22 protein-coding genes are annotated in these 24,809 nt (G+C 36.3%); 18 read left to right on the top strand and 4 right to left on the bottom strand.

Going from position 1 to position 24,809, the window contains the following annotated elements; genetic code table 11:
- The first annotated feature begins 8 nt into the window (after positions 1-8).
- The 4 genes from AC4BD1_RS08235 (at position 9) to AC4BD1_RS08220 (ending at position 5,100) form a co-directional block, all read left to right on the top strand.
- Positions 9-1,064 carry an NAD-dependent epimerase/dehydratase family protein gene (locus AC4BD1_RS08235; protein WP_490485471.1) on the top strand — a complete coding sequence of 352 codons (1,056 nt, stop codon included), beginning with the start codon at positions 9-11 and terminating at the stop codon, positions 1,062-1,064.
- A gap of 66 nt (positions 1,065-1,130) precedes the next feature.
- Positions 1,131-2,516, top strand: a complete 1,386-nt coding sequence (locus AC4BD1_RS08230; protein ID WP_490466258.1) for an O-antigen ligase family protein — start codon at positions 1,131-1,133, stop codon at positions 2,514-2,516.
- A gap of 78 nt (positions 2,517-2,594) precedes the next feature.
- Positions 2,595-4,013 carry a lipopolysaccharide biosynthesis protein gene (locus AC4BD1_RS08225; protein WP_490466257.1) on the top strand — a complete coding sequence of 473 codons (1,419 nt, stop codon included), beginning with the start codon at positions 2,595-2,597 and terminating at the stop codon, positions 4,011-4,013.
- 136 nt (positions 4,014-4,149) lie between these two features.
- Positions 4,150-5,100, top strand: coding sequence for an NAD-dependent epimerase/dehydratase family protein (locus AC4BD1_RS08220; RefSeq protein ID WP_490466256.1), 951 nt, complete (start codon positions 4,150-4,152; stop codon positions 5,098-5,100).
- Positions 5,101-5,172: 72 nt separating this feature from the next.
- Here the strand turns inward: AC4BD1_RS08220 and AC4BD1_RS08215 are convergent, their stop codons facing one another.
- A complete protein-coding gene (locus AC4BD1_RS08215; protein WP_490485470.1) occupies positions 5,173-6,330 on the bottom strand; it encodes a serine hydrolase domain-containing protein in 1,158 nt (385 codons plus the stop codon).
- A gap of 168 nt (positions 6,331-6,498) precedes the next feature.
- On the opposite strand from AC4BD1_RS08215, the gene mltG reads away from it, so the two are divergent.
- The 7 genes from mltG (at position 6,499) to AC4BD1_RS08180 (ending at position 12,076) form a co-directional block, all read left to right on the top strand.
- Complete coding sequence (gene mltG / locus AC4BD1_RS08210; RefSeq protein WP_490466254.1) at positions 6,499-7,671, top strand: endolytic transglycosylase MltG; 1,173 nt, start codon at positions 6,499-6,501, stop codon at positions 7,669-7,671.
- Positions 7,672-7,805: 134 nt separating this feature from the next.
- A complete protein-coding gene (gene greA, locus AC4BD1_RS08205) occupies positions 7,806-8,285 on the top strand; it encodes a transcription elongation factor GreA (protein WP_206909079.1) in 480 nt (159 codons plus the stop codon).
- Positions 8,286-8,440: 155 nt separating this feature from the next.
- Positions 8,441-9,172, top strand: coding sequence for a cell wall-active antibiotics response protein LiaF (gene liaF, locus AC4BD1_RS08200; protein ID WP_206909080.1), 732 nt, complete (start codon positions 8,441-8,443; stop codon positions 9,170-9,172).
- Positions 9,169-10,236 (top strand): sensor histidine kinase, encoded by a 1,068-nt coding sequence (locus tag AC4BD1_RS08195; protein WP_490466253.1) that lies wholly within the window; start codon positions 9,169-9,171, stop codon positions 10,234-10,236. Before liaF ends, AC4BD1_RS08195 begins: the two co-directional genes overlap by 4 nt.
- A gap of 6 nt (positions 10,237-10,242) precedes the next feature.
- The gene (locus AC4BD1_RS08190) at positions 10,243-10,875 is read left to right on the top strand and encodes a response regulator transcription factor (RefSeq protein ID WP_206909082.1); all 633 of its coding nucleotides are present in this window, start codon (positions 10,243-10,245) and stop codon (positions 10,873-10,875) included.
- Positions 10,876-11,092: 217 nt separating this feature from the next.
- Positions 11,093-11,758, top strand: a complete 666-nt coding sequence (locus AC4BD1_RS08185) for a potassium channel family protein (RefSeq protein WP_206909083.1) — start codon at positions 11,093-11,095, stop codon at positions 11,756-11,758.
- 18 nt (positions 11,759-11,776) lie between these two features.
- Positions 11,777-12,076 carry a HesB/YadR/YfhF family protein gene (locus tag AC4BD1_RS08180; protein WP_067480740.1) on the top strand — a complete coding sequence of 100 codons (300 nt, stop codon included), beginning with the start codon at positions 11,777-11,779 and terminating at the stop codon, positions 12,074-12,076.
- A 132-nt stretch (positions 12,077-12,208) separates the two neighbouring features.
- Here AC4BD1_RS08180 and AC4BD1_RS08175 read toward each other — a convergent pair whose 3' ends face one another.
- Together AC4BD1_RS08175 and AC4BD1_RS08170 are read right to left on the bottom strand one after the other, a co-directional pair.
- Complete coding sequence (locus AC4BD1_RS08175) at positions 12,209-13,156, bottom strand: phosphoglycerate dehydrogenase (RefSeq protein WP_490485469.1); 948 nt, start codon at positions 13,154-13,156, stop codon at positions 12,209-12,211.
- Positions 13,157-13,279: 123 nt separating this feature from the next.
- Complete coding sequence (locus AC4BD1_RS08170; protein WP_490485468.1) at positions 13,280-14,089, bottom strand: DUF1189 domain-containing protein; 810 nt, start codon at positions 14,087-14,089, stop codon at positions 13,280-13,282.
- A 246-nt stretch (positions 14,090-14,335) separates the two neighbouring features.
- On the opposite strand from AC4BD1_RS08170, the gene AC4BD1_RS08165 reads away from it, so the two are divergent.
- The 3 genes from AC4BD1_RS08165 to AC4BD1_RS08155 all read left to right on the top strand — a co-directional run bounded on the left by AC4BD1_RS08165 (position 14,336) and on the right by AC4BD1_RS08155 (position 15,854).
- The gene (locus tag AC4BD1_RS08165) at positions 14,336-14,794 is read left to right on the top strand and encodes a GtrA family protein (RefSeq protein WP_206909088.1); all 459 of its coding nucleotides are present in this window, start codon (positions 14,336-14,338) and stop codon (positions 14,792-14,794) included.
- A gap of 114 nt (positions 14,795-14,908) precedes the next feature.
- The gene (locus tag AC4BD1_RS08160) at positions 14,909-15,517 is read left to right on the top strand and encodes a superoxide dismutase (protein ID WP_206909089.1); all 609 of its coding nucleotides are present in this window, start codon (positions 14,909-14,911) and stop codon (positions 15,515-15,517) included.
- Positions 15,518-15,653: 136 nt separating this feature from the next.
- Positions 15,654-15,854, top strand: coding sequence for a cold-shock protein (locus AC4BD1_RS08155; protein WP_067480755.1), 201 nt, complete (start codon positions 15,654-15,656; stop codon positions 15,852-15,854).
- Positions 15,855-15,986: 132 nt separating this feature from the next.
- On the opposite strand, the gene AC4BD1_RS08150 is transcribed toward AC4BD1_RS08155, so the two are convergent.
- On the bottom strand, positions 15,987-17,435 hold the full coding sequence (locus AC4BD1_RS08150; RefSeq protein WP_490466250.1) for a helix-turn-helix domain-containing protein: 1,449 nt from the start codon (positions 17,433-17,435) through the stop codon (positions 15,987-15,989).
- A gap of 482 nt (positions 17,436-17,917) precedes the next feature.
- On the opposite strand from AC4BD1_RS08150, the gene AC4BD1_RS08145 reads away from it, so the two are divergent.
- The 4 genes from AC4BD1_RS08145 (at position 17,918) to AC4BD1_RS08130 (ending at position 24,776) form a co-directional block, all read left to right on the top strand.
- Positions 17,918-21,262 carry an adhesive domain-containing protein gene (locus AC4BD1_RS08145; RefSeq protein ID WP_490485467.1) on the top strand — a complete coding sequence of 1,115 codons (3,345 nt, stop codon included), beginning with the start codon at positions 17,918-17,920 and terminating at the stop codon, positions 21,260-21,262.
- Between the two features lie 72 nt (positions 21,263-21,334).
- Complete coding sequence (locus AC4BD1_RS08140) at positions 21,335-23,020, top strand: hypothetical protein (RefSeq protein ID WP_490485465.1); 1,686 nt, start codon at positions 21,335-21,337, stop codon at positions 23,018-23,020.
- Positions 23,020-23,259: a hypothetical protein gene (locus AC4BD1_RS08135; protein ID WP_490466247.1), complete on the top strand. Its 240-nt coding sequence runs from the start codon at positions 23,020-23,022 to the stop codon at positions 23,257-23,259. The genes AC4BD1_RS08140 and AC4BD1_RS08135 overlap by 1 nt, the downstream gene beginning before the upstream one ends.
- A 29-nt stretch (positions 23,260-23,288) precedes the next feature.
- On the top strand, positions 23,289-24,776 hold the full coding sequence (locus AC4BD1_RS08130) for a Mur ligase family protein (RefSeq protein WP_490466246.1): 1,488 nt from the start codon (positions 23,289-23,291) through the stop codon (positions 24,774-24,776).
- The last annotated feature ends 33 nt before the right edge of the window (positions 24,777-24,809 follow it).

Here is a 24,809-nt window from a genome sequence, read left to right as displayed (position 1 = left end):
GAGAGAGTATGATGACATTAGTTGAACAGCCTATGTATCAAGTTGATTTGGCCAAGGTAGTTGACAATTTACCTGAATTGAAAAAACTGGATGGTCAATCAATTTTAATGATTGGCGCTTCTGGAATGATTGGTTCATTTTTAATTGATACTCTGATGTTGGCAAACCAGCAATTAGGATTGAAAATCAAAATATTTGCAATGGGAAGAAATCGTAAAAAACTTGAGACTCGCTTTTCAATGTATCTGGATTCATCATTTTTTGAGATTGTGGAAGGTGACGTAACGGAACCTTTACCAGAAGATCTTGTGGTTGATTATATGATTCATGGGGCAAGTAATACGCATCCAAAGGCATATGCAACAGATCCAATTGGGACAATCATGACGAATCTGTCTGGAACAGATCAGGTGTTAAAGCATGCAGCAGCAACCAATGTTAAAAGAACACTCTTTTTGTCGACGGTTGAAATTTATGGTGAAAATCGTGGAGACGTTGAAAAATTTAATGAAGAATATTGTGGTTATATTGATTGCAATACATTACGCGCTGGCTATCCAGAAGGGAAACGAGTGAGCGAGTCACTTTGCCAAGCATATATTACAAAATACGACTTAGACATTGTCATTCCACGCTTATGTCGAACATTTGGTCCAACTATGTTGGCTTCTGACACAAAAGCTTCTTCTCAATTCATTCTAAATGCAGTGAATCATGAAGATATTGTATTAAAAAGTGAAGGAAATCAATATTTTTCATATGTGTATGTAGCAGATGCGGTTTCTGCAATTTTATATTTACTGTTACATGGTGAAAGTGGCCAAGCTTATAATGTTTCAAGTGAGAAATTTGATTTGTATTTGAAAGACTTAGCCAAAAAAATAGCAAATATCAGTGGGAAAACGGTTATTTTTGAACTACCAGACGAAGTTGAAAGCAAAGGCTTTTCGAAAGCAAATACAGCTATTTTGGATAATACGAAAATAAAAAACGTGGGCTGGATGCCCTTATTTGATTTAGAAGAGTCATTGGAACATACCGTTGAAATCCTTCAAAAAGTATAAATCTATCTTTGATTTAAAAGTAGACTAATAAATTATTTGTTTTAAAATGAGGAGGATTATTTTAAAGTGGAGAACCAAGTGAATAAAAAAATTTTTCATAAAGAATTATATGTTTTAATCCTATATTCAATTACCTTATTAAGATCAATTGGAGCTTGGAGTCTAATGCCTAACTCTATTGACTCTTTGTTATTTAATGTTATTGGATTAGTAGGAGGTCTGATTTTATTAGCTGAGTTTTTTGAAATCATTACTAAAAAGAAAAAATTCGATTATGATATTTCTTTGGTTTTGTTTTTAATTGCTTTTTTAATTTCGATTTTGTTAAACTATCAATATGCATTTTTTGCTAATATTAAGAATTTTTGTTGGGAAGCGTTATTTTTATTAACAATATTTAGTCTAGCAAAAAATTCAGAGGTAAGGAAAAGTTTTTTTATTAAATTCCAAGTAATTTTAGTAGCTTTTGGGTTCATTATGTCATTTGTTTCATTACTGATGTTTGTATTCAATTTTTCATATATAGCACCATTAGTAAATAAAACTAACCCTTTAAGACTAGGATTTGTTGAAAATCGATTGTTCGGAGCATATGCTGATCCAAACTATGCGGCTGTAATGTCAACGATAGTAATATTATTCTCTGTATACTTGTTTAATAAAATTTGTAAAAGTTGGATTACGCGTTTGTTATTAATCATTAATATGATTATACAAATTTTATATATTGGTTTATCGGGTTCTAGAAATGGTTTAATTGTTCTTTTAGCTCTTACGTCAGTTTATACATTTTTTCAAGTCTTTTACGGCAAGTATAAAAAACTTTCAAAATTTAAAAATATATTCTATGGTTTTCTAGTTGCCGCTGTCGTGAGTTCTGCAATGTTTCTTCTAGTAGATGTTTCAAAAAATGGAATGAGTAAACTACCAGAATTAACTCAAGAAATTAGTATTAAGAAGAACCATACTAAAGTAAATAATAAAGATGAAGTTAATTTGTCACGAGAGGACGTCGCACAGAGCGGTGATATTTCAAATATGAGATTTACTCTATGGAAAAGTGGATTTGAGATTTTTAAAACACGACCTCTCTTTGGAGTAGCACCAAAATCTATTCATGATTATGCAAAGAAAGAACTCCCTAATACGTATCTTGCAAAAACTAATTTAGCAGTCCATAATGCTTATTTGAATGTTCTTGTTTGTACCGGAATTATTGGAGCAGTATTAGCAGGGTATTTTCTTCTTAAGAATGTAATACGAATGTTAAGATATGCATTTAAAAATAATATTAGGCAAACTGAGTTTCTGTACTATGCACTGGCAGTACTAGCACTTGCTTTGTCTGGCTTATTCCACAATGAAATTTTCTTTATGACAACAAGCTCTCCACTAGTCTTCTGGGTCTTCTTGGGTGGAGTGAATAATGTTATGGATAATGAGGAAGAATGACTATTTATTGGGTTGTTGAATTGGTAAATTACAGCTAAAGTAGAAATTTTCTATTTTATATTTAAAGGAGCTTCATATGTGAATAATAAAGCTAAAATGATCATAAAAAATCTCTATTATACCGTGGCAGCCAATTTTGTTACTTTAGCTATTTCTGTATTGCTTAATCTATTTGTTCCTAAATTATTGGGAGTTAAAGAATATAGTTATTGGCAATTATATGTATTTTATTCCTCTTACGTTGGTTTTTTACATTTTGGTTGGGTTGATGGTATTTATCTGAAAATTGGTGGAGAAAATTATGATGAATTAGACAAAAGGAACCTAGGTTCTCAGTACTGGTATCTTATATGTATGGAAGTGATTATCTCTTGTTGTGTAATTATCGCAACAATGATAATGGTTCCTAGTTCGAACAAAAAAGTAATTTTACTTCTAACTGCTATTGTTTCTGTCATTACGATTGCTAAAACATTCATACAGTATATTTTACAATCGACAAACAGAATAAAAGAATATGCTCAATTATCAAGAAGTGATAGATATATTTATATTTGCATGATCGGTTTTTATTTTTTGTTAGGTGGCAGAAATTTTTATTGGCTGATTATCATGGATATTCTATCGAAATTAATTATGACTTTATGGGGAATGTATCATATTAGAGATATGATTTCGGTGAAACTAATCACTCATAAGATGATTTTTACCGAAATATTAGATAATATAAATGTGGGTAGTAAATTAATGTTATCTAATATTGCGAGTATGTTTATTATTGGTTCAATTCGTTTTTTTGTGGAACGTCGCTGGACTATTGAAGTATTTGGTAAATTATCCTTTACCTTGAGTATTTCGAATATGTTTCTAACGTTTATCAATGCAGTAGGTGTAGTCATGTTCCCACTCTTAAGGAGAACAAATGAAAAGAAATTACCTAGTCTTTATGAAATATTAAGAGGATTATTTGTTCCTATGACTTATTCAATTCTCATTTTTTATGGACCTGCAAGGTATATCCTTAGCATGTGGCTTCCAGAATATGCAGAAAGTTTAAAATTTATGGGTATTTTGTTTCCAATCGTCATTTATGAAGGAAGAATGTCACTGTTAATAAATACCTATTTGAAAACTCTACGTCAGGAAAAAACGATTTTATTTGTTAATGTCCTAACCCTTATTACAACTTTAATAGCATCTTTAATTATTATTTTTGTGATGGGAAATTTGACTTTAGCAGTGGTTCTTATCATGTGTAGTTTGGCCTTTAGATGTATTGTAGCTGAGCTATTGTTAAGTAGATACATGAAAATCAGTTTGTGGAAAAATGAGATACTTGAAACTTTTGTAACAATTGCATTTGTTACAGGAAACTTATATCTATCTCTTTGGAACAGCGTTATTTTGTATATTATTGTTTTTATAGTTTATATTGCTATTTCTTGGAAAAAAATCATGGATAATAAAAATAAATTTATTTATTTGATAAAGAATTGATATAGATTTTTTTAATGAACGCAATTGATAATTGCGTTCATTTTTATATTGCGAAATAAATTTACATAGTTTTATTTTTTTTTTAATGTTAAACTTAACGTGGATAATCAAAGGATCATTTAATTGAGGTGAAAAAGTGGACAACATATTAATCACTGGCGGAGCCGGATTTATTGGTTCTACGCTAGCAAATTATTTAAGTAAAGAAAATAAAATCATTGTTGTAGATGATTTATCCATGGGAAAACAAGAAAATTTGATTTCATCAAACAATATTAAGTTCGTAGAAGGCGATGTAGCAGATAAAGTGTTAATGGAACAGTTGCTTTCTGAATATTCATTTGCTTATATTTTTCATTTAGCTGCGGTTGCAAGTGTGGCTGATTCTGTGGAACGTCCTGTTGCAACACACCGTGTGAATTTTGAAAGTGTACTGATATTATTGGAATTGATTCGTCAGTATCAGCCTAATCTAAAACGTTTAGTCTTCAGTTCTTCGGCTGCTGTCTATGGAGATGAATTGACTTTGCCAAAACAAGAAGAGTCAGTGATTCGTCCGTTGACACCTTATGCCGTAGATAAATTTGCTGCGGAACAGTATGCTTTGGATTACTACCATTTGTACGATATACCAACTAGTGCGGTTCGTTTCTTCAATGTTTTTGGGCCAAATCAAAACCCTAACTCACCCTATAGCGGGGTTATCTCGATTTTAATCGATCGCTACAAGAAACAGTTAGCGGGCGAACCAGCTGTTTTCACTTTGTTCGGTGATGGGAGCCAATCAAGGGACTTCGTTTATATTGAAGACGTGATTCAAGCGTTGTTGCTGGTGGCAACGAAAGACGAAGCCTTAGGAAAACAGTTTAATGTAGGAACAGGTAATAGTACAACATTACTTGAACTTATTCAGGCAATTGACAAGATTTTGAATGTGAAGTTAGCGCTAAAATTTGAAGAAGAGCGTTCAGGTGATATTCATGATTCATTGGCAGATATTTCAAAAATCAAAACGTTAGGTTATCAACCAAAGTTTGATATTTTGGATGGTATGCAACGTTACATTGAAAGTGAGTTTAATGAATAAAGCTTTTATATTCTAAAAAAATAGCAAAGTGGTAAATAAAAATACCACCTTGCTATTTTTTTGTAGTTAAAATTATGAAGGAAGTTTTTTTCCTGTCAGCATTTCATAAAGTTGATTTCTAATAGCGACTGCACCGGGTTTTATTTTTGTGTCAGATTGGATATTACTTTGCATAACAATAGCGTTTTTTGTATCTTTTGTCATTGCAACAACAGAGTGAAACCGATTGATGTTTCCTTGTGCTAGAATGTAATCTTCTCCACTGTAAACACCACCACTATAGGGATTCTTTAACTGATTGTTTTGCCAAAGTGAAAAGAGTAGTTTTTTTGAAATAAGTTCTCCAGACAGCACCTTCGTGAAAAAGGCTGCTAGATCATACGTATTCATACTGATATTTCCTGTTCCTAGTTCATTATGAATCGCAGTTTCATTTTCATCTAATGCTTTCCAGTAGTCATCATCAGCTGTCATTTGATAAGATTTAGCGTGCTGAGGAGAATTTTTGACATTTTCATAAAAATCAGTATGGTGTAATTGTAGAGGCTGAATTAATGATTCCGATAACAATTCTTCATAACTTTTGTTCGTTAACTGCATTAGAATTCCTGCCAATAAAGTAAAGTTTAGTGGTTCATAATGGTAGGTTTGATAATCAGTCCATTTTAAATGCTCTACGGTGAATTGAACGATGTCACGATCATTCAGTGGGATAGAAGGCTGTTCGGTTTTATGCAGACCAGATCGCATCACCAACAAGTCATGAATCGTGATTGTTTGACTACCTGGAATCTGTGGATAAAAGGTAGCTAGAGGTGTGGTAAAACTAATTTTTTTCTGTTCGATTTGCTTTAGGATGAGCAGAGCAGTCATCGCTTTTTGGATTGAACCAATCTGATAGTCAAGTGATAAAGAATTTAATTGATTTGTTTCTTTGTTCGCATAACCATAAGTTTTTTCTAAGATAATTCGATTATTTTTTCGAACGTAGATTGTGCCAATGTAATCTGACTTTTTTAAGAATTGATCCATTTGTGTTACTGTTTTTTCTTCGGAATCGGTCAATTTTACGACAGTTGTTGGCTCTGAATCCGTAACTGGCTTGATTGTGTCAGAAAGTAGGAGCAGATACCAACTTGTGGCTACGCCTAATCCCAGAAGAAGAGTTAAGATAGAAAGAAGAATTGTTTTCTTCCTAGCTTGCTTTTTTTGATGTTTTGTAGTGTGCATAGGATTATCCTTTCTGATATTTTTAAAACACTTTTATTTTAATACGTGAGTAAAGGAGATTCCTACTAACAATTTTGCAATATAATATTTTATGAAAAGAATTCACTCTGAAAGAAATTTCATGTATAATAGATGGAGTTATGAACTTGAGAGTAAGGAGGAGTTGTTTTGTCAGAAAACAAACAACATCCAGAAGAAAATAATAAGAATGGACACACGACAACGCAAGAAGTTATAGTCAAACGTAAAAATTTGCGTAAAAAAGAAGATAAGATCGTCGGCAAGATCATTTTAGTGATTGTGATTACTTTATTGGCAATTGTAGGCGTATTTGGCTTTACTACTTACAAATATGTTGAAAGTGGCTTGCAACCGTTAGATAAATCGGATAGTCAATTAGTTCAAGTAGAAGTTCCAACTGGTTCTTCGAATAAACAAATTGGCGAAATCCTCGAAAAGAATCATGTTATCAAAAGCGGTATCGTTTTTAATTATTATACGAAATTTAAAAATTTAACTGGTTTTCAAGCAGGATTTTATCAAATGTCTCCAGACATGACTTTAGATGAGATTGGTAAATTATTGCAAGAAGGCGGAACTGCTGAAGCAAAAGCAGTTGCCGATGGGAAAATCACGATTCCTGAAGGTTATGATATAGACCAGATAGCGAGTCGAGTGGCTAAAATAACTGGGAAAGATAAGCAAGAATTTCTAGATTTAATGACGGATGAAGCTTTCTTAAAAGAGTTGTATCAAAAATTCCCAGAACTATTGGAAAGCACGTCTCAAGCTAAAGATGTAAAGTATCATTTAGAAGGTTATTTATTCCCAGCTACTTATGATTATTACAAGGATACGTCATTGAAAGATTTAGTTATCCAAATGGTTGAAAAAACAGACTCAGTTATGCAAGATTACTATACGACAATCAAACAACAAAATCATACTGTTCAAGAGGTGTTGACATTAGCTTCTTTAGTTGAAAAAGAAGGTGTCAAAGAGAACGACCGCAAGAATATTGCACGAGTTTTCTACAACCGAATTGAGTCAGATATGCCGTTGCAAACGGATATTTCCGTTTTATATGCGCTTGGCGAACACAAAGAAACCGTTAGTTATACAGATACTGCAGTTGACTCTCCATATAACTTATATACAAATACAGGTTTTGGTCCTGGACCATTTGATAGTCCTAGTGAGGAATCCATCAAAGCAGTCTTGTCTCCTGCAGATAATGATTATTACTATTTTGTAGCAGATATCAGTACAGGAAATGTATACTTTGCTAAAACATATGAAGAACACTTAGAATTAGTTGAAAAATATGTCAATAAATCATAAAATAAATTAGTGTTATTGATTCATTTTTAGAAAAACATTTACATTTTAGAAAAAGCATGGTAATCTTTTTTGGACTATAGTCCATAAAGGGTTACCTTTTGTGGTAGTCTATTGAGATGAAGGAGACGTTACGAATGGTAGAGAAAGTTTACCCAATGACGCTAGAAGGAAAAGAAAAGCTAGAACAAGAATTGGAAGAATTAAAAACAGTTAAACGCGGAGAAATTATTGAGCGTATCAAAATTGCTCGAAGCTTTGGCGATTTGTCAGAAAACTCAGAGTATGAATCAGCAAAAGACGAACAAGCTTTTGTAGAAGGACGTATCACGACGATTGAAACAATGATTCGTTTTGCACAGATCATTGATAATAACGGCGTTGATTCTGACGAAGTTTCAATCGGAAAAACAGTTACATTTGTTGAACTTCCGGACGGGGACGAAGAAGAATATACTATTGTTGGTAGTGCTGAAGCTGATCCATTTTCTGGTAAGATTTCAAATGACTCTCCAATTGCACAAGCGTTGATTGGAAAGTCAAAAGGCGATGAAGTAACAATCACTACACCGGGTGGAGATATGTTAGTTAAAATCGTTAAAGTTGAACAAGCTTAATTTTGTTAACAGACCTAGAGCGTAATCAGTTGATTCGTCTAGGTCTTTCTTTTTGGTTTATTTGATAGAAAAATAAATTTTACAACCAGAGACCTATAGTAAAGCCTCAAAAAAATAGGTATGATGAAGAAAGTGAGTAGGAAAGGAGCAAGCTGATGAATAGTTCTTTACGATTTTTTTTCGTAGTCGAAACCTTATTGCTATTATTTGCTGTTTGGCAAATTGTTAATAATACAGAAATCTTGATCTTCGTGGTTTTTGGTATACTCAATATTTATTTGGCACTGCGCAAGAAACCACGCAAAAAATTTCAAAAATTTCAATTGATTTTAGGGAGCTTGATCCTCTTTTTTAGTTTGATTAGTAGTCCAGCACTTTGGTTGATGCTGATTTTTGCCGTGTTGTTTATTGGATTAAAAGGTGTTGAAATCTCTGGTATTGATTTAACCAAAAATGCTTTTTGGCGAAAAAAACAAATGATGATGATTCAAACGGAACAGCTGAAATCTCATAACAACGAACGTACTAAACAACAACTAATTGGAAATCAAAGAATTGGTTCAGATGTGTATGAATGGGATGACATCAATATTGCAATTGCCTCAGGTGACACAATCATTGATTTAGGAAATACCTTGTTACCTAAGGATGATAATATTGTGATTGTCCGAAAAGGTGTAGGCCGAACAAGAATTCTTGTTCCATTAGGGATAGCCATTAGTCTTGAGCACGCGACATTATTTGGAAATGTTTATTTTGAAGAGGAACAATTTTCATTGAAAAATGAGTCAATCAAAATCTATAGTAATGATTATGATGAAAACCCTCGGCGGTTGAAAATCATTACGAATACGTTGCTTGGTGATGTTGAGGTGATTCGTGTATGATTGGAAAAATCTCCCGATCAATGATTGCTTTTTATGCTTCACTAGGCACATTTATGGTTATTTTATTCGCTATGTTCACCTATTTTTATGCAAGCAAACAGACGCATTGGTGGGCGGAATTATTGCAAGCAAGATTGCTTTATGTACCACTGATTTTTCATTTATTTGCTCTTTCCTTAGGTGTAGGTTTATTGACTTTTTTGATCGTATCAGTTGTTCAAAAAGCAAGATATGGTAAAATCGAAGAAAAGTTACGAGCAGTTTCTTCCGGCAACTATGATGCGAAAATTTTGGATCAGCCAATCGTAACACCAACCGATAATGAATACATCAAAGATATTGACCAAGAAATCATTAAAATCAAAGAAAAAATGATTGAAGTTTCAAGTGAGCTTCAGATCTTAACAAGTCGACCACAGTATGTAAATGGACAAACAAAAGAAGAAATCTTAGAATTAGAGAGACACCGGTTAGCCCGTGAGTTGCATGATTCTGTTTCACAACAGTTATTTGCTGCCATGATGATGATGTCTGCTTTGACCGAACAAGCAGAAAAAAGTGACACCCCAGAAGTTTTTCGTAAACAATTACGTATGGTCGCGGATATCATCAATGCTTCTCAATCCGAGATGCGCGCGTTATTGTTACACTTACGTCCTGTTAATTTGGAAGAGAAAAGCTTGAAACAAGGAATTGAACAATTATTAAAAGAGTTACAAAACAAAATTCAAATTTCGTTGAAGTGGGAGATTGAAGACGTTCAATTATCCAGTTCAATTGAAGACCACCTTTTCCGAATTGTGCAAGAGCTGCTTTCAAATACACTACGCCATGCAAAAGCAAATGAATTAGAGGTCTATTTACATCGGATCGATAATAATTTATTACTACGTGTTATTGATGATGGAACGGGATTCAATATGAACGAAACGAAAACGGGAAGTTACGGTCTAGTAAATATCAAAGAACGTGTGGCAGGAATTGGTGGCACAGTGAAGATTATTAGCTTTAAAGGACAGGGAACGAGTGTCGAGATCAAAGTTCCTTTAATTAAGGAGGTATAACGACGGATGATAAAAGTAATGCTCGTAGATGACCACGAGATGGTGCGTTTAGGTGTTTCTTCTTACTTATCTATTCAAGACGACATCGAAGTAGTTGGAGAGGCTGAGAATGGCTTAATTGGCTATGAAAAAGCAATGGAATTGCGACCAGATGTTATTCTAATGGATCTAGTGATGGAAGAAATGGATGGAATCGAGTCAACAAAAGCGATCTTAAAAGATTGGCCAGAGGCAAAAATTATTATTGTCACCAGCTTTATTGATGATGAAAAAGTATATCCTGCGATTGAGGCTGGCGCTGCAGGTTATTTATTAAAAACTTCGACTGCACATGAGATCGCAGATGCGATTCGTGCAACGCAACGTGGCGAGCGAGTGTTAGAACCAGAAGTAACAACGAAAATGATGGAAAAGATGAGTCGGCGAAACGAACCTATTTTGCATGAAGACCTGACGAAACGAGAAAATGAAATCTTGATGTTGATTTCTGAAGGAAAGAGTAATCAAGAAATTGCAGATGAGTTATTTATCACTTTAAAAACAGTCAAAACCCATGTTTCAAATATTTTAGCAAAACTTGAGGTTGAGGATCGTACTCAAGCAGCAATTTATGCATTCAAACATGGTTTGATCAAATAACGAATCGATAAATAAAAAGACAGCTGATCATAAACAACTGCTTAAAATCAAAAAGAATGTAGGGCAAGACTAATTGTGTTTTGTCCTGCTTTTTTGTTTTTGTGAAGTGAGATCAGAAAGTTTCGGAGGATAAGGCTTTGAATAAGTCTCGCCTCTTTTGTTTTTGAAAAGGCTTTGCTATACTTGAAAAGAAATAAGAATGAAGAGGAGTAATGACTTGAAACAGAATTTTGCAATCATCGGTCTTGGTCGATTTGGTGGCAGCATCTGTCGCACGTTGATTGAATCAGGACAAGAAGTTTTGGCAATTGACAGCAATGAAGATCGTGTAAATGAATATATGAATATTGCTACGCATGCAGTGGTGGCAAATGCACAAGATGAAATGACTTTACGTTCGTTAGGCATTCGTAACTTTGATCATGTGATTGTGGCAATTGGTGAAGATATCCAAGCCAGCATTTTAGTAACACTAATGGTCAAGGAGATGGGTGTGCCAAATATACTGGTGAAGGCACAAAATGAATATCATGCACGCGTTTTAGAAAAAATTGGCGCAGATCGCGTAGTACATCCGGAAAGAGACATGGGGGTTCGTATTGCGCATAATTTAGTTTCAAAAAATATTTTAGATTATTTAGAGTTGACGGATGCTTACTCCTTAGCTGAGATTCGAGTATCCAATCCTAAATTTTTCAATAAAACACTTGGTGAACTAAATTTCCGACAACGGTTTGATTTAACTGTTGTAGCAATTCGTCGAGTTGATCGAACAGTCGTTGTTTCTCCAGCAGCGGATGAATTTGTCCGCCAAAATGACAATTTATTAGTAATCGGAGAAACAGAAGATGTAGAGATGCTTGACGATAAAATGAATCAATAATTATAGGGGTGAATGATTTTGACTAAATTAACAGTAACACCTGCAGCACAAGAATGGTTCAAAAAAGAAGTGAATCCACCTGAAAATCTTGGTATTCGCTTTTTCGGAAAAGTTTATGGTAAAACAGAGGTACACGAAGGATTTTCGATTGGATTATCAGTTGAAGAACCAGAAAATGTGATTGAAGAAGAATTGATTGATGGCATGAAATTTTTTATTGAAGAAGCAGATGAATGGTTTTTCAAAGGATATGATTTGGTTGTCGACTATGATGCCAAAAAAGATGAACCGGCCTATCATTTTGAAAAAAATGATTAAAAATAGAACAAAAAAACGGCGAAATCATTGATTGGTTTCGCCGTTTTTTTGGATGAATGACTCTAATCTGTTTCGTTCGCAAAATAAAAATTATATGATTACTGGATTTTAGGAAGTCAATGAATTTTTATTTTAATAACCAGAAAGTAACTGTACTTGATTAACTGTAAGAGCTTGATCTGAAAGATAACTTTCAAGATTCTTGAGAAAAATGTCCATAAATTTAGTTTGGAAATGGGGAGTCAATCCAGCAATATGTGGTGTGATCAGCACATTTTCCATTGACCAAAGCGGACTGTTTTCTGGTAATGGTTCCTCTTCAAAAACATCTAGCGCTGCAAAAGCTAGTTTCTTTTGATTCAGCGCGTCAATCAATTCGTCGGTCTTAACAGATGGTCCACGACCAACATTTATAAAGAGCGCTGTTGGTGAAAAGAAAGTGAACATTTCTTGATCAAATAGGCCATTGGTTTGTTCGGTCAGCGGCAAGATGTTGATTACGATATCCATCGTTGGTAAGATCTCTTTAAGTTTTGCTAACGGAAAGGTCTCTTTAATATGTTCTACTGGTCGACCGGTCGTATTGATACCATAGATTTCCATTCCAAAAACTTCTGCTCTTTGAGCGACCATTTTACCGATATGCCCAGTACCGATAATCAGTAACTTTTTCTTTTGGATCGCTTGATAGTGAATGTCAGAACCAAGCCATTTTTGAGCAACTTGTGCTTTTTGTGCCTGAAAAAGACCACGAGAATACCCAAAAATGACACCCATCAAATGTTCAGCAATTGATTCACTATGGATACCACTACCATTCGAAAGTAAGATATCATGTTTTGAAAATTCTTCTAAGGGCAAGGTGTCGACACCTGCAGAAATGGATTGAACCCATTTCAAATTATTGCTTGCTAGTAGTTCGGGTTGAAATTCACGATTCCAGCCCAAGCTGATTTCAACTTGTGAAAGTTCAGCAGTGGTTAGCTCTGTTTTGAATTGATAATTTGGTGCAAGCGTCTCGATTCTTTCGATAAATTCTTCACGAAAAGGACGAGTGGAGTAAATGATTGGCTGTTTCATAGATTTGACCACCTTTCTTGTCTTAAGTGTAGCGCAAAGTGCGCAAAGTTTGAAGTAAGTTGATGAGGAAGGAGAACAGCAAATAAAAAAAGAGCCATGACAGCTGTCATGGCTTAAAGTGAATTATTGTTTTGGTAATTGAAATCTTGGCCAACCTTTACATGCCTGAATGAAAATAAATAAGCCGACTAATGTGATGAAGATGCTTGTATCAAATGTTGGAACAAAAATTAAAATGACAGTGGAAAGTAGGGTTGGTAACGTAATCGCATAAATCATTGTTTTTAAACAGTCAAGGAATGTTGCCCTAGTTAAACGTAGACGAGCATAGATATAGCTTGCAAAGCTCGCAATGATCAATGTAATCAGTAGATTAAGAAAACTTGGATAAATTGTGATAATAAAAGTCACTGCTTTAATCCAGAATGGAATCGTTGAGTTTGCCAAAACTTCGCGCATTTGTTGCCCATTCAAGTTAGCTAATGCCTCATTTGAATAACTTAAGACCATCTCATTGCTACCTAACAAAGAAGTAGTCGTACCAGTATTTGGTAAGGCAATAACCATCTGATCTTTCAGCATGCCAACACTGATAAAATTCCCCATCAAATCAGTAGAAATATCATGTTCAGAACGTTTCCCATCAGGATCAAAAGTAAAAATGATGGAATTTGTCTGATAAATGAAACCTTTAGCGTCATGGGCATCTAATTGCCCATCTTTGATTTCAAAATCAGGGATCTTTTTGGCGATTTGTTGTCCGTCAGTCTTGATGTTATCCAAAACTTGAAAGACTTGGAATGAAATTGGTAATGCCATGATCACACTTAGCACTAAGAGATAAAGAATCGATTTCCAAAAAGGAGTTTGTCGTGCCTCTTTGAGATTTTTGAATTTTGTAAATGAATTGAATATTAATTGTTTTGTTGTCATAATAGCTCCTCTTTAGTATTGTCTTCAACAGCAATTCTAGCGAAGTATAGCTGGAAATACAAGAGAAGGAGGCAAAATTACAAGATTGATTGGCTGTTAATCGGAAAAATGTTATCCTTACAGAAAGTAATTGTTTGTTTTTTTATGGATCAACAAAACTGTTTACTAATTTTTTAATAATCTGGCTGAAAGTTTTTTGAAAATAGCGTATGATAAATAAGAATTTTAATAAGGGTAGGTTCAAAAATGAAAGTATATTTGCAAATCAAAGAATTTTTAGAAGAAAAAGGGTACTGGGAAATTTTTGTGTATATTTTTTTTGGTGGGTTAGCAACAGTGGTAAACTTTGTGACCTTTGCGTTAGCATTACAAGTATTTGGTTTAAGCATGGTCGTTTCAAATACGATTTCCTGGATTTGTTCGGTGTTGTTTGCTTTTGTAACAAATAAAATTTGGGTTTTTCATTCTAAATCACCAAGTTTTTGGCATATGGTAGGAGAATTTGCAAAATTTCTTTTCTATCGAATTGTTTCCTATGGACTGGACATGGGCGCTATGATTTTACTCATTCAGGGGTTAAATAGTAACGAGTATGTGGCTAAAATCATTACACAAATCTTAGTTGTTTTGGCTAACTATATATTCAGTAAGTTATTTATTTTCAAAAAAACTGAGGTAATTGATGAAATCAAAGAAACCAAATAATCGAATCGAAAAACAATAACAAAAATCGTAGGCATAACTTTTGAAGAATTCTCAACTCTTTGTTACTCTTTTGAGTGTAAAGACTAACAGGATTATTGAGGAGGAAGATTTTCAATGACTTACACATTACCTGATTTACCATATGCATATGATGCTTTGGAACCTTATATCGATGAAGAAACAATGCACCTTCATCATGACAAGCACCATCACACTTACGTGACTAATCTAAATGCAGCAATCGAAAAACATCCAGAACTCGGAGAAAAATCAATAGAAGAATTAATTTCTGATATGGATGCTATTCCTGAAGATATCAAAACTGCAGTTCGCAATAATGGTGGCGGACATGCAAACCATTCATTCTTCTGGAAGATCATGGCACCAAATGCTGGTGGCGAACCAACAGGAGCAATCAAAGAAGCAATTGATGCTGCTTTTGGTGACTTTGCTTCATTTAAATCAGAATTCAAAACTGCAGCAACTGGTCGTTTTGGTTCTGGTTGGGCTTGGCTGGCTGTTGATAATGGTAAATTAGTTATTACTTCAACTGCTAATCAAGATTCACCTTTGATGGAAGGTCAAACGCCTGTATTAGGTTTAGACGTGTGGGAACATGCCTATTATTTGAAATATAAAAATGTACGTCCTGATTACATCGAAGCGTTCTGGAATCTTGTGAACTGGGATGAAGTAAATAAACAGTTTGAACAAGCAAAATAACGTGTTCATATGTTAGTTCCATCTTTAGTTGTTTCCGGAAAAAGTAAAAAACAACCTTGCGAGCGTTTTCTAAATTCGGTATAATATTTTTGTAAGAGGAATTCTTACAAGAACATTTTTTGGAGGCTATACACTTATGGAACACGGAACAGTTAAATGGTTCAACAATGAAAAAGGATTTGGGTTTATTACAGTAGATGGCGGAGATGACGTATTTGTACACTTCTCAGCAATTCAAGGAGATGGCTTTAAGAGCTTAGAAGAAGGTCAAGAAGTTGAATTCACAATTGTTGAAGGTTCACGCGGACCTCAAGCTGCTGAAGTGACTAAATTATAATATTTGTTGAATAAACGATCTTATCAAAAATAAATCCCTTTGAAAAAAGTTAGATTTGTTTCACGAGATTATACAAAAAAGGAGTTGTGGCTTGTGCTACGACTCCTTTTTTAGTTTGTATAAATGAATGAGTTACAGAAGGAAATGTTCTTTAATAAAGTGAACCAGTGAATGGATTTGTTTTTCAATATCTTGGATGGAAATTGTGACAACTATAGGTTCTTCCTCAAATGTGGGCATAGTAAGTAACGTATCGGTTGTTCGGATGATCAAATCTGGTTGAATGGAAAGGTCATTGGTCATAAATAGATTGATGTAAGGACGTAAAGAATCATTGATCTTTTTCATGGCTGCTAGTTCTAGCGAATGCGGAAGGTCACTTTCAAATTTGACATTGAGCTGCTTGTCAAAATACGTTGGAGGAGCGATAATCAAAAATGCTTCCGTTAAGATCCAAGGACGTAACCAATAAAGCGCTTCCTCTTGATGCTTGAATTCAGTACAGACTCGAGACATTTCTCCCAAAAGCTCCGGATGTTTTTCTTCTATATCAAAAATAAATTCTTTGTTTAACGTTAAAAAATTCGGAAATAAAATTGCGTGCATTGAGTTCGCTAATAAGGTTGCATTTAACAGTTTACGTTTTTTGATATGATTAAATTGATTTCGTTTTAATGTATTTAAATAAGAGAAAAATTTGATCAAAAATAATCTTGCAGAGGTTTGTTTTGCTAAATGAAGTTTTAATGCTCTTTCCAAAAAGTTTTTTGCTAAATAAAAATTTGTTTTCGACTGCATCCAAAGAAAGGAAAAACGTAATTCTGTTTCTGAAAGCTTATCGCCGATTACCTCCTGAAAAATCTGTGCTTCTTCCGAAAATTCTTTCCAGATTTGTGTGGTAAACGTGGGTAAAATATTGTTGTCAATTAAATGTCCTTGAGAAGACCGTAAAAAATTAATAGCAGAAATGTAGCACCATTGGAGAACTTTTATTTTATTTGGTTGCTGGCCTACAGCTTTAAAAAGGTTTTCTACATCAGATAGTGTCTGTGCGAAGTCAATGGTTGCAAAAGGCCAAATTACTCCACGATAAGTCTCCCACAAAACTAAATAACTAAAATAACGAATTTGTGTCTCCTTTCCTGTTAGATAAATGTCACCATTTTTGGTTTTTATTTGTATATCATAAGGAGCAAATTTTTTATTTAATTGTGTAATATGTCTACGTAAAATAAATTCACTGATCTCAATTGAAACCAAAAAGTCCTTTATTTGGATTTTTGAGACGAATATCAATTGATAAATTAATTGAAAAATAGGAGATAAAGCTAATATATCTGCATATAGAAGTTGATATTCTTTTGAATCACCTGTGAAATGATAATGAGATGAAGTTTTGGCAAAATGAATCGCATTTGGTAATTCTTGAATTTTTTGACAATATTGGGCAACTGATCGTTTGTCAGAGGAGAGTGAACGAGCAAGTTTCTCCAAAGAATAAGGCTTTTCTGAAAAGTAAAGTGTTTCAAGAATAGCTAACTGCATCTGGATTGGACGTTCTAAACTAAAAAATTGATTCATACAAGTTACTCCTTCAAAAAGTATTTAAATTAGATAAGACTAGTAAAACTTATCAAAAATTCTCATTTTTAGTCGATAAATAAACACAAAAAATAAGAAGAAATAACATAGAACTATAAAAAGATGGAATATCTTATGATATTTTATCTTTTTTTTATGTTATAGATTTATTTGTTTTATGAGAGTTCTTATCTGTTTATGGTGAATATTATAATACATTTTTGATTATTTTTTAATTTTAAAGTAACGATTTCGTTTAATGGTGGTTATTTTATTGACTAACGAGCAAAAAAATAGATTTTATGATACACCCTTGATAAACTCCGAATAACTTAAGTTGCTAGTGAATAAAAATACCTGAAAAGGCGCCTTTTAGGTATAAAAATCGGGTATAAAGGGGAGGTCGTTAGCTGCTTCACATATTTATTCTTTTGTTGGAGGACTGGACAGTTAGGAGATGTGTCTCAAAAAGGAGGATAAACATGAAAAAGGACTACCGAAGATTAATGGACCAAAAAGCAAGTACTAAGCGCCGATCAAAAAAATACTTGCTTGTGGGAACGTCGTTGGCAACAGGTATGTTGTTAGGGTTAGCCCCAATTTCAATTGCTACGCCACTTTTTACTCTTGAAACGAACGAAGTTTATGCAGATTTGATTAACGGACAGCTATTCAGTAATTTAACTTCATCTAACACAAGTGGAACTACCAGCTCTGCCCCTTTTCCTTTAGAAAATGTCAGTCGTGCTGTTGATTTTATCATTTCAGCGGATAGTGGAATTGATTTAAGTGTTTTACCAGGAAATCGTCTAGCAGTTCTAGCAATTCCAGAAGAAATGCAAGGGCTAGTAACGCCAAACGGTGATGGAACATTCTCAACTGAAATCCTATTGCCTACGAATGCCTTAGATCCGTTGCTAACAGTTGTAAATGGTGCAGTAACTACGTTAGTAAATGGAATAAATGCAGCGATAGCCCTTAATCCGTTAGCAACAATAGATTTATCACAAGTTTATACGCAGTTAGATTTATTGAATAATTTAACTAATCTAACCGCTGCTGATGTCGCGCTACAGCTCGAAGCACAAGGTGATGAGTACATCTATGCTGAACTAGAAGGGATTCTTGAAGTAATCATTCGTGAATCACTGACGGATATTTTAACAGATTTGAATAACGCGGTACAATCTATTGATGCTGTTCCGACTGCTGGTTCAGGACTAGGAGGTACGTTCGCGGCAGCCGCAGTTAATACAACTCTGAATACTACACTTAAACCAGCTTTTACTCTTACTTTCAATACAGCCTTGGCTCTAGTTAACGTAGGCTCTTCGTTGATTGGTAATTTGGTGGATGGCAGTGTGCTTGGTCAAACAACTGTGACCATTCCAACGATGATCCAAGATCCAACATATCAAGATTTATTGACAGCAGGAGTAGACATCTCTAATCCATATGAAGCAGGTTTTTTAGCAACGATGATTAAAACAAATCTGTTGTCGATTGACATCGCTTCAAATTATGACGGGTACACACCGGTGTTCTATGAGGCAAGTAATGTAACTGCTCCTTACAATGTTGTGGTAACTGGAAATGTAGCTGATGGCTATGAAGTCACGGGGATGGCTGATCCTGGTGCTACAGTACGAATTTATAAAGATGGTGTATTAATTGGTGAAGGATCGGCGGATGAAGTAACAGGAAGCTTTACTATTCCCATTTCTTCAGATGATGTTAATCCATTAGATGAAATTCAGTTGATCGCTTACGATGAAAATGATATTCCAAGTTTACCAACGCAAGCATTTATTCCGGATGAAGATGACGATGATGCAGATGCCGACGCGGATGCCGATTCAGACGCTGACGCGGATTCAGATGCGGATGCCGATTCAGACGCCGATGCGGATTCTGACGCTGATGCGGATGCCGATTCAGATGCGGATGCGGATGCCGATTCAGACGCTGACGCGGATTCAGATGCGGATTCAGATTCAGACGCCGATGCGGATGCCGATTCAGATGCGGATGCGGATGCAGATGCCGACGCTGACGCCGATGCCGATTCCGACGCCGACGCCGATGCTGATGCTGATTCTGACGCCGATGCAGATGCCGATGCGGATGCCGACGCTGACGCCGATTCTGACGCTGACGCTGACGCGGATTCAGATGCGGATGCTGACGCAGATGCGGATTCTGACGCTGACGCCGACGCGGATGCAGATGCAGATGCAGATTCAGACGCGGATGCAGATGCCGATGCAGATGCCGATTCAGACGCTGACGCGGATTCAGATGCGGATGCTGACGCAGATGCGGATTCTGACGCTGACGCTGACGCGGATTCAGATGCGGATGCCGATTCAGACGCCGATGCGGATGCCGATTCAGATGCGGATGCGGATGCCGATTCAGACGCCGATGCGGATTCTGACGCTGATGCGGATGCAGATTCAGACGCCGATGCGGATGCGGATGCCGATTCAGACGCTGACGCGGATTCAGATGCGGATTCAGATTCAGACGCCGATGCGGATGCAGATGCCGATGCGGATGCGGATGCAGATTCAGACGCCGATGCGGATGCCGATTCAGACGCCGATGCGGATTCAGACGCCGATGCGGATGCCGATTCAGATGCGGATGCGGATGCAGATTCAGACGCTGACGCGGATTCAGATGCGGATTCAGATTCAGACGCCGATGCGGATGCCGATTCAGATGCGGATGCAGATTCAGACGCCGATGCGGATGCAGATTCAGACGCCGATGCGGATTCTGACGCTGATGCGGATGCCGATTCAGATGCGGATGCGGATGCAGATTCAGACGCTGACGCGGATGCTGATGCCGATGCGGATGCGGATGCAGATTCAGACGCTGACGCTGACGCGGATGCCGATGCGGATGCCGATGCGGATGCTGACGCCGACGCCGATGCCGATTCCGACGCCGACGCCGATGCGGATGCAGATGCCGATGCGGATGCCGACGCGGATGCCGATTCAGATGCGGATGCGGATGCCGACGCCGATGCTGATTCCGATGCGGATGCCGACGCCGATGCAGATGCCGACGCGGATGCGGATGCCGATGCGGATGCCGATGCTGACGCCGATGCTGACGCCGATGCTGATGCGGATGCAGATTCAGACGCGGATGCGGATGCCGATTCAGACGCTGACGCCGATGCCGATTCAGACGCAGACGCCGATGCTGACGCAGATGCTGACGCAGATGCGGATGCCGATTCTGATGCAGACGCAGATGCCGATTCAGACGCCGACGCCGATGCTGACGCCGATGCTGACGCCGATGCCGATGCCGATGCCGATTCTGATGCAGACGCAGATGCCGATGCCGACGCTGACGCAGATGCCGATGCCGACGCTGATTCCGATGCAGATTCAGACGCTGATGCAGACGCAGACGCAGATGCCGATGCCGACGCTGACGCAGATGCCGATGCCGACGCTGATTCCGATGCAGATTCAGACGCTGACGCCGATGCGGATGCCGATTCTGACGCTGACGCGGATTCAGACGCCGATGCGGATGCCGATTCTGATTCTGATTCAGATGATCCTACGCCAGTTAAACAAACAGGACCGACGCCAAAATTACCACTTCAACTTGGTAATGACCGTTATCCACCAAGTGGTAAAGGTGGGACTGGAATTAACATGACGCAGAAGACAAGTCCAAAAAATTATCCAAAAACATCTGATCAAACAAGTGCTTCAACCTCATTGTTAGGAGCAATAACAGCGTTCATTTCTGGGCTAGGAATTTGGAGAATTCGCAAAGGAAAAAAGAATAAATAAAGCTAAGTAGCAAAATAAAATAGATTGATGAAGAGGAGCATTCTCTTCATCAATCTTTCATGAGGTGAGGATATGTTTGTTCAGACGACCGAAAATGTTTTGGCTTCAATAAAAGAAATCATTGATCAAGTTGAAACGAATGCAACTAATAAACTGTTGATTGTTAGTACCGGTGATTTTAGTGAACGCGGACGGGTCATTGAATTTTATGGCAACAATTTCAAGACGATCTGGAACAACTTTTTATCCGCATATAAAATCAATCAATTCAATCAAGCCCCTTATTTAAGAATTGATATTTTGACAAAAGAAACGAGAATCGATTTTGCCCAGTTCCTAACAGGTTTAAAAAAAGTTCGTCGAAATAACTACGTTGATTTTAATGTCAGGATCGATGGTTTACGAAAACGAAGCTTCTTAATGGAAGAACTTGTGGCTAACGCAATTTTGAAGCCAAGTAAAGCACATAAAGTGGGAAAAAATCTTCCAGATTTACAAATCGATGAACAAAATTATCGTGGCTATGTCAAACGAAAATACGGGAGAAATGAACAAGATTTAAGCTATTTACAACGCTCAGATTTTTATTTGTTTGAAACGAAGTCATATTACTTTGAAAAGGGGCAACTTTTACCAATTAAGGACTATGGGAATGGAAATCGAATACGAGAAATCTCTCGAGAAAATTTAGTGCAAATGACAGATTTAGTTATTGATAAAGGAAGTAGTTATTTAGAAAATCAGCTGACTTCTACTGGGAAATTTATTTATGGTTATTATCCCTGCTATGACCAACCAATTAAAGGCTACAATTCAGTTCGACATTTTTCTTCCTTATATGCGTTAGCAGAAGCAGCTGAATACTTTTCTGATCAAAAGATGTTGACATCAGTAAAAGATGGATTGATTTGGGGAATGAAACACTTAACAGATGAACTAGATGAGTATCTCTTGGTCAAAGAGCAACTAGCAAAAGATGTGGAGTATAAATTAGGCGCACAAGCAACGGCAATACTCGCTGTTGCTAAGTACGTCGAGTTAACTCAAGATGAGTACTTTCATTCATTCTTACAAGAGCTGATCCGAGTAGTTGAAGATAAATTTCTGACTGCAGAAAAGAAAACCATTCATGTGTTAGATGGTCAGTTGCAAGTGAAAGAACAGTTCAGAATCGTTTACTATGACGGTGAAATTTTATTTGCATTATTGCGTGCTTATGAGATTTTGAAACAGCGAGAAATTTTGACAATCTGTGAAGGTCTAATGACACAGTTCGTTGCCAATAATTATCAAAAATATCACGATCATTGGTTAAGTTATGCGACAAATGAATTACTGAAGTATCAACAGAAAAAGGAATATTACCAATTTGGATTAAAAAATGCTCTGGAAAACATCAATTTCATTGATAAACGTGATACTGCTTATCCAACAATGCTGGAATTATTAGTTGCGGCATCAAAAATGATGACTAAATTAGAAGTGAGTCCGTTTAGAAAAGAAATCTTTCCATTGGATAAAGATTTTTTTCAAGCAAAAACTAGAATCAATCATGTGATGGAAAAAAGAGTGTTACATGAAATAACAACAGGTGTGATGTTCCCGGAATTTGCACAATTTTTTAAACAGCCCGCTATTGTTTGTTATGGCTTCTTTGCCCGACATGATCGTTTTCGTATGCGGATTGACGATGTGGAGCATTTTCTGTCAGGCTTGATCAATTATCGAATGCATACCAATAAAGAGGAGGAATTCTAATGGTTGGAACGATTCGTTTCATTGCGTTATCTTTGATTGGTTTATCTTATTTTATTTTTAAAGTACGTCGGAAAAAAGGGTGGAAAGACCAGCAACCTCCAGAAGATTTAACTGGGTATGAGAAAGATGAAAATGGTTTGTATCCTTGGGAAAATGACCGGAATGATTCGCCCGAGAGAATCAAAAAAACAGCTACCAGATACGTGAATCAAGCACGTCCAAGACGTGGTCGCTGGTAATCGATAAATGAAGAAGGCGGGGTGAAAAAATGAAGACCATTCGAACAGTGTTAACGGAAATCGAAGGGAATTATTTCAGAGAGTATGAAAATTTGGATCAAGAAATAACTGATTTAGAATATTTTTCAGGACACTTAAAGAAACACCGTGATTATTCTTCAACGATTTTTGTTTGTATCACGTCAGAAAGAAGAAATTATATTAATCGAAAACCGGTTAAATGGCTAGATGGCAATGAACAAATTGCCGGAAGAGAAAATGAGTTTGGTTTGATTGTAACAGAACGTCCAATCACAGATGATTTAGTTCAGGTACCACAGTTTATCGTTCCGAATAGCTGGGAATTTCTCTTGAATTTGTCAGCTAAGCTTCGAGCAGAGTTTATTAAACCCGTGATTGCTATTACTGGTTCTGCGGGAAAAACATCGACGCGAATGATGATTTCTCATTTATTTAAAGATAAGAAAGTGTTAGAGAACCGAGGAAATCACAATGTACGTTTTGCAATTCCACTGTACATGAGCAAGTTATTAACTGATCCAGAAGTCTTTAATTTAGAAGTTTCGGTAAATGCGTTGAATTCCTATGATACTGGTTCTATGTCAAAATTGATTGAACCGGATATTGCATTGGTGACCTCAATTGGTGAAGCACATCTTAGTTCATTGAAGGATACAAAAGGTGTGGCAATTCACAAAGCCAAGATTTTTGAGGGGTTAAAAAAAGGTGGAACGGCGATTATCAACAAAGATATGGGGCAAGAAGAGTTCACTATTTTAGTTGATGCTGCCAGAAAAAGAGAGGCGAAAATCTACACTTATTCATTACAAGATACACTAACAGATGTTTATGTTAAGCACTGGCAACAAAAAAGAGAGTACTGTGAGTTAGTAATTTCTTTTTTAGATGAAGAGAGGACTGTCAAGCTAACCGTTTCTTCTGCTGGGATGATTTCCAATGCGTTAGCAACGTTACTGGTGGTTTATGAAATGGAGGGGACAATCGAACCTTATCTTAGAAAATTCGAGACATTTAGACCACTGCACAAAATTTTAGAAAAATCATCAATAATGATTGCACCAGAAAAAACATTTACGTTTATTGATGATACCCACAACGCTTCATTACCGGCTATGAGAAATGCGATTAGCTACTTTAATGATGTACGTCCTTATTATTTAGGAAAAAGTTTTCTCATTTTAGGACAAATTGCTGATTTAGGAGAGGCAGCGAAATCTGTTCATCTTGCAATCAAACAAGATATGGAAGATGCCGAGGCTGATTATATCTTTGGTTATGGTGAGCAGTTCAAAGAAATCTTTGCTTTGGAGCAACAAAATGATTCGAGGTTTCACTGGTTTGCTACGTTAAAAGAATTATCAGAACAATTGGAAACGCTATTGAGTGACGATAGTTTGATTTTAGCTAAAGGCTCAGTAACAGGAAGCGATTTCCAGCAAATTGATCAGTATATCCGTAAATTAGGAAGAAGTTTCAACGGTCAAATGGTTCATTGATTAAATTCAAATGGATGTGAGGGAGGGGGTTAG

The sequence above is a fragment of the Enterococcus sp. DJ147D b genome, assembly GCF_058216655.1.
This window is presented reverse-complemented; position numbering and strand designations above follow the sequence as displayed.

Bases quoted from the DNA above. Each gene is read 5' to 3' on its own strand.
- greA (WP_206909079.1), top strand. From the start codon at position 7,806: ATGGTAGAGAAAGTTTACCCAATGACGCTAGAAGGAAAAGAAAAGCTA.
- AC4BD1_RS08145 (WP_490485467.1), top strand. From the start codon at position 17,918: ATGAAAAAGGACTACCGAAGATTAATGGACCAAAAAGCAAGTACTAAG.
- AC4BD1_RS08235 (WP_490485471.1), top strand. From the start codon at position 9: ATGATGACATTAGTTGAACAGCCTATGTATCAAGTTGATTTGGCCAAG.
- AC4BD1_RS08150 (WP_490466250.1), bottom strand. From the start codon at position 17,435: ATGAATCAATTTTTTAGTTTAGAACGTCCAATCCAGATGCAGTTAGCT.
- AC4BD1_RS08170 (WP_490485468.1), bottom strand. From the start codon at position 14,089: ATGACAACAAAACAATTAATATTCAATTCATTTACAAAATTCAAAAAT.
- liaF (WP_206909080.1), top strand. From the start codon at position 8,441: ATGAATAGTTCTTTACGATTTTTTTTCGTAGTCGAAACCTTATTGCTA.
- AC4BD1_RS08130 (WP_490466246.1), top strand. From the start codon at position 23,289: ATGAAGACCATTCGAACAGTGTTAACGGAAATCGAAGGGAATTATTTC.
- AC4BD1_RS08195 (WP_490466253.1), top strand. From the start codon at position 9,169: ATGATTGGAAAAATCTCCCGATCAATGATTGCTTTTTATGCTTCACTA.
- AC4BD1_RS08135 (WP_490466247.1), top strand. From the start codon at position 23,020: ATGGTTGGAACGATTCGTTTCATTGCGTTATCTTTGATTGGTTTATCT.
- AC4BD1_RS08140 (WP_490485465.1), top strand. From the start codon at position 21,335: ATGTTTGTTCAGACGACCGAAAATGTTTTGGCTTCAATAAAAGAAATC.
- AC4BD1_RS08175 (WP_490485469.1), bottom strand. From the start codon at position 13,156: ATGAAACAGCCAATCATTTACTCCACTCGTCCTTTTCGTGAAGAATTT.
- AC4BD1_RS08215 (WP_490485470.1), bottom strand. From the start codon at position 6,330: ATGCACACTACAAAACATCAAAAAAAGCAAGCTAGGAAGAAAACAATT.
- AC4BD1_RS08165 (WP_206909088.1), top strand. From the start codon at position 14,336: ATGAAAGTATATTTGCAAATCAAAGAATTTTTAGAAGAAAAAGGGTAC.
- AC4BD1_RS08155 (WP_067480755.1), top strand. From the start codon at position 15,654: ATGGAACACGGAACAGTTAAATGGTTCAACAATGAAAAAGGATTTGGG.
- AC4BD1_RS08160 (WP_206909089.1), top strand. From the start codon at position 14,909: ATGACTTACACATTACCTGATTTACCATATGCATATGATGCTTTGGAA.
- AC4BD1_RS08190 (WP_206909082.1), top strand. From the start codon at position 10,243: ATGATAAAAGTAATGCTCGTAGATGACCACGAGATGGTGCGTTTAGGT.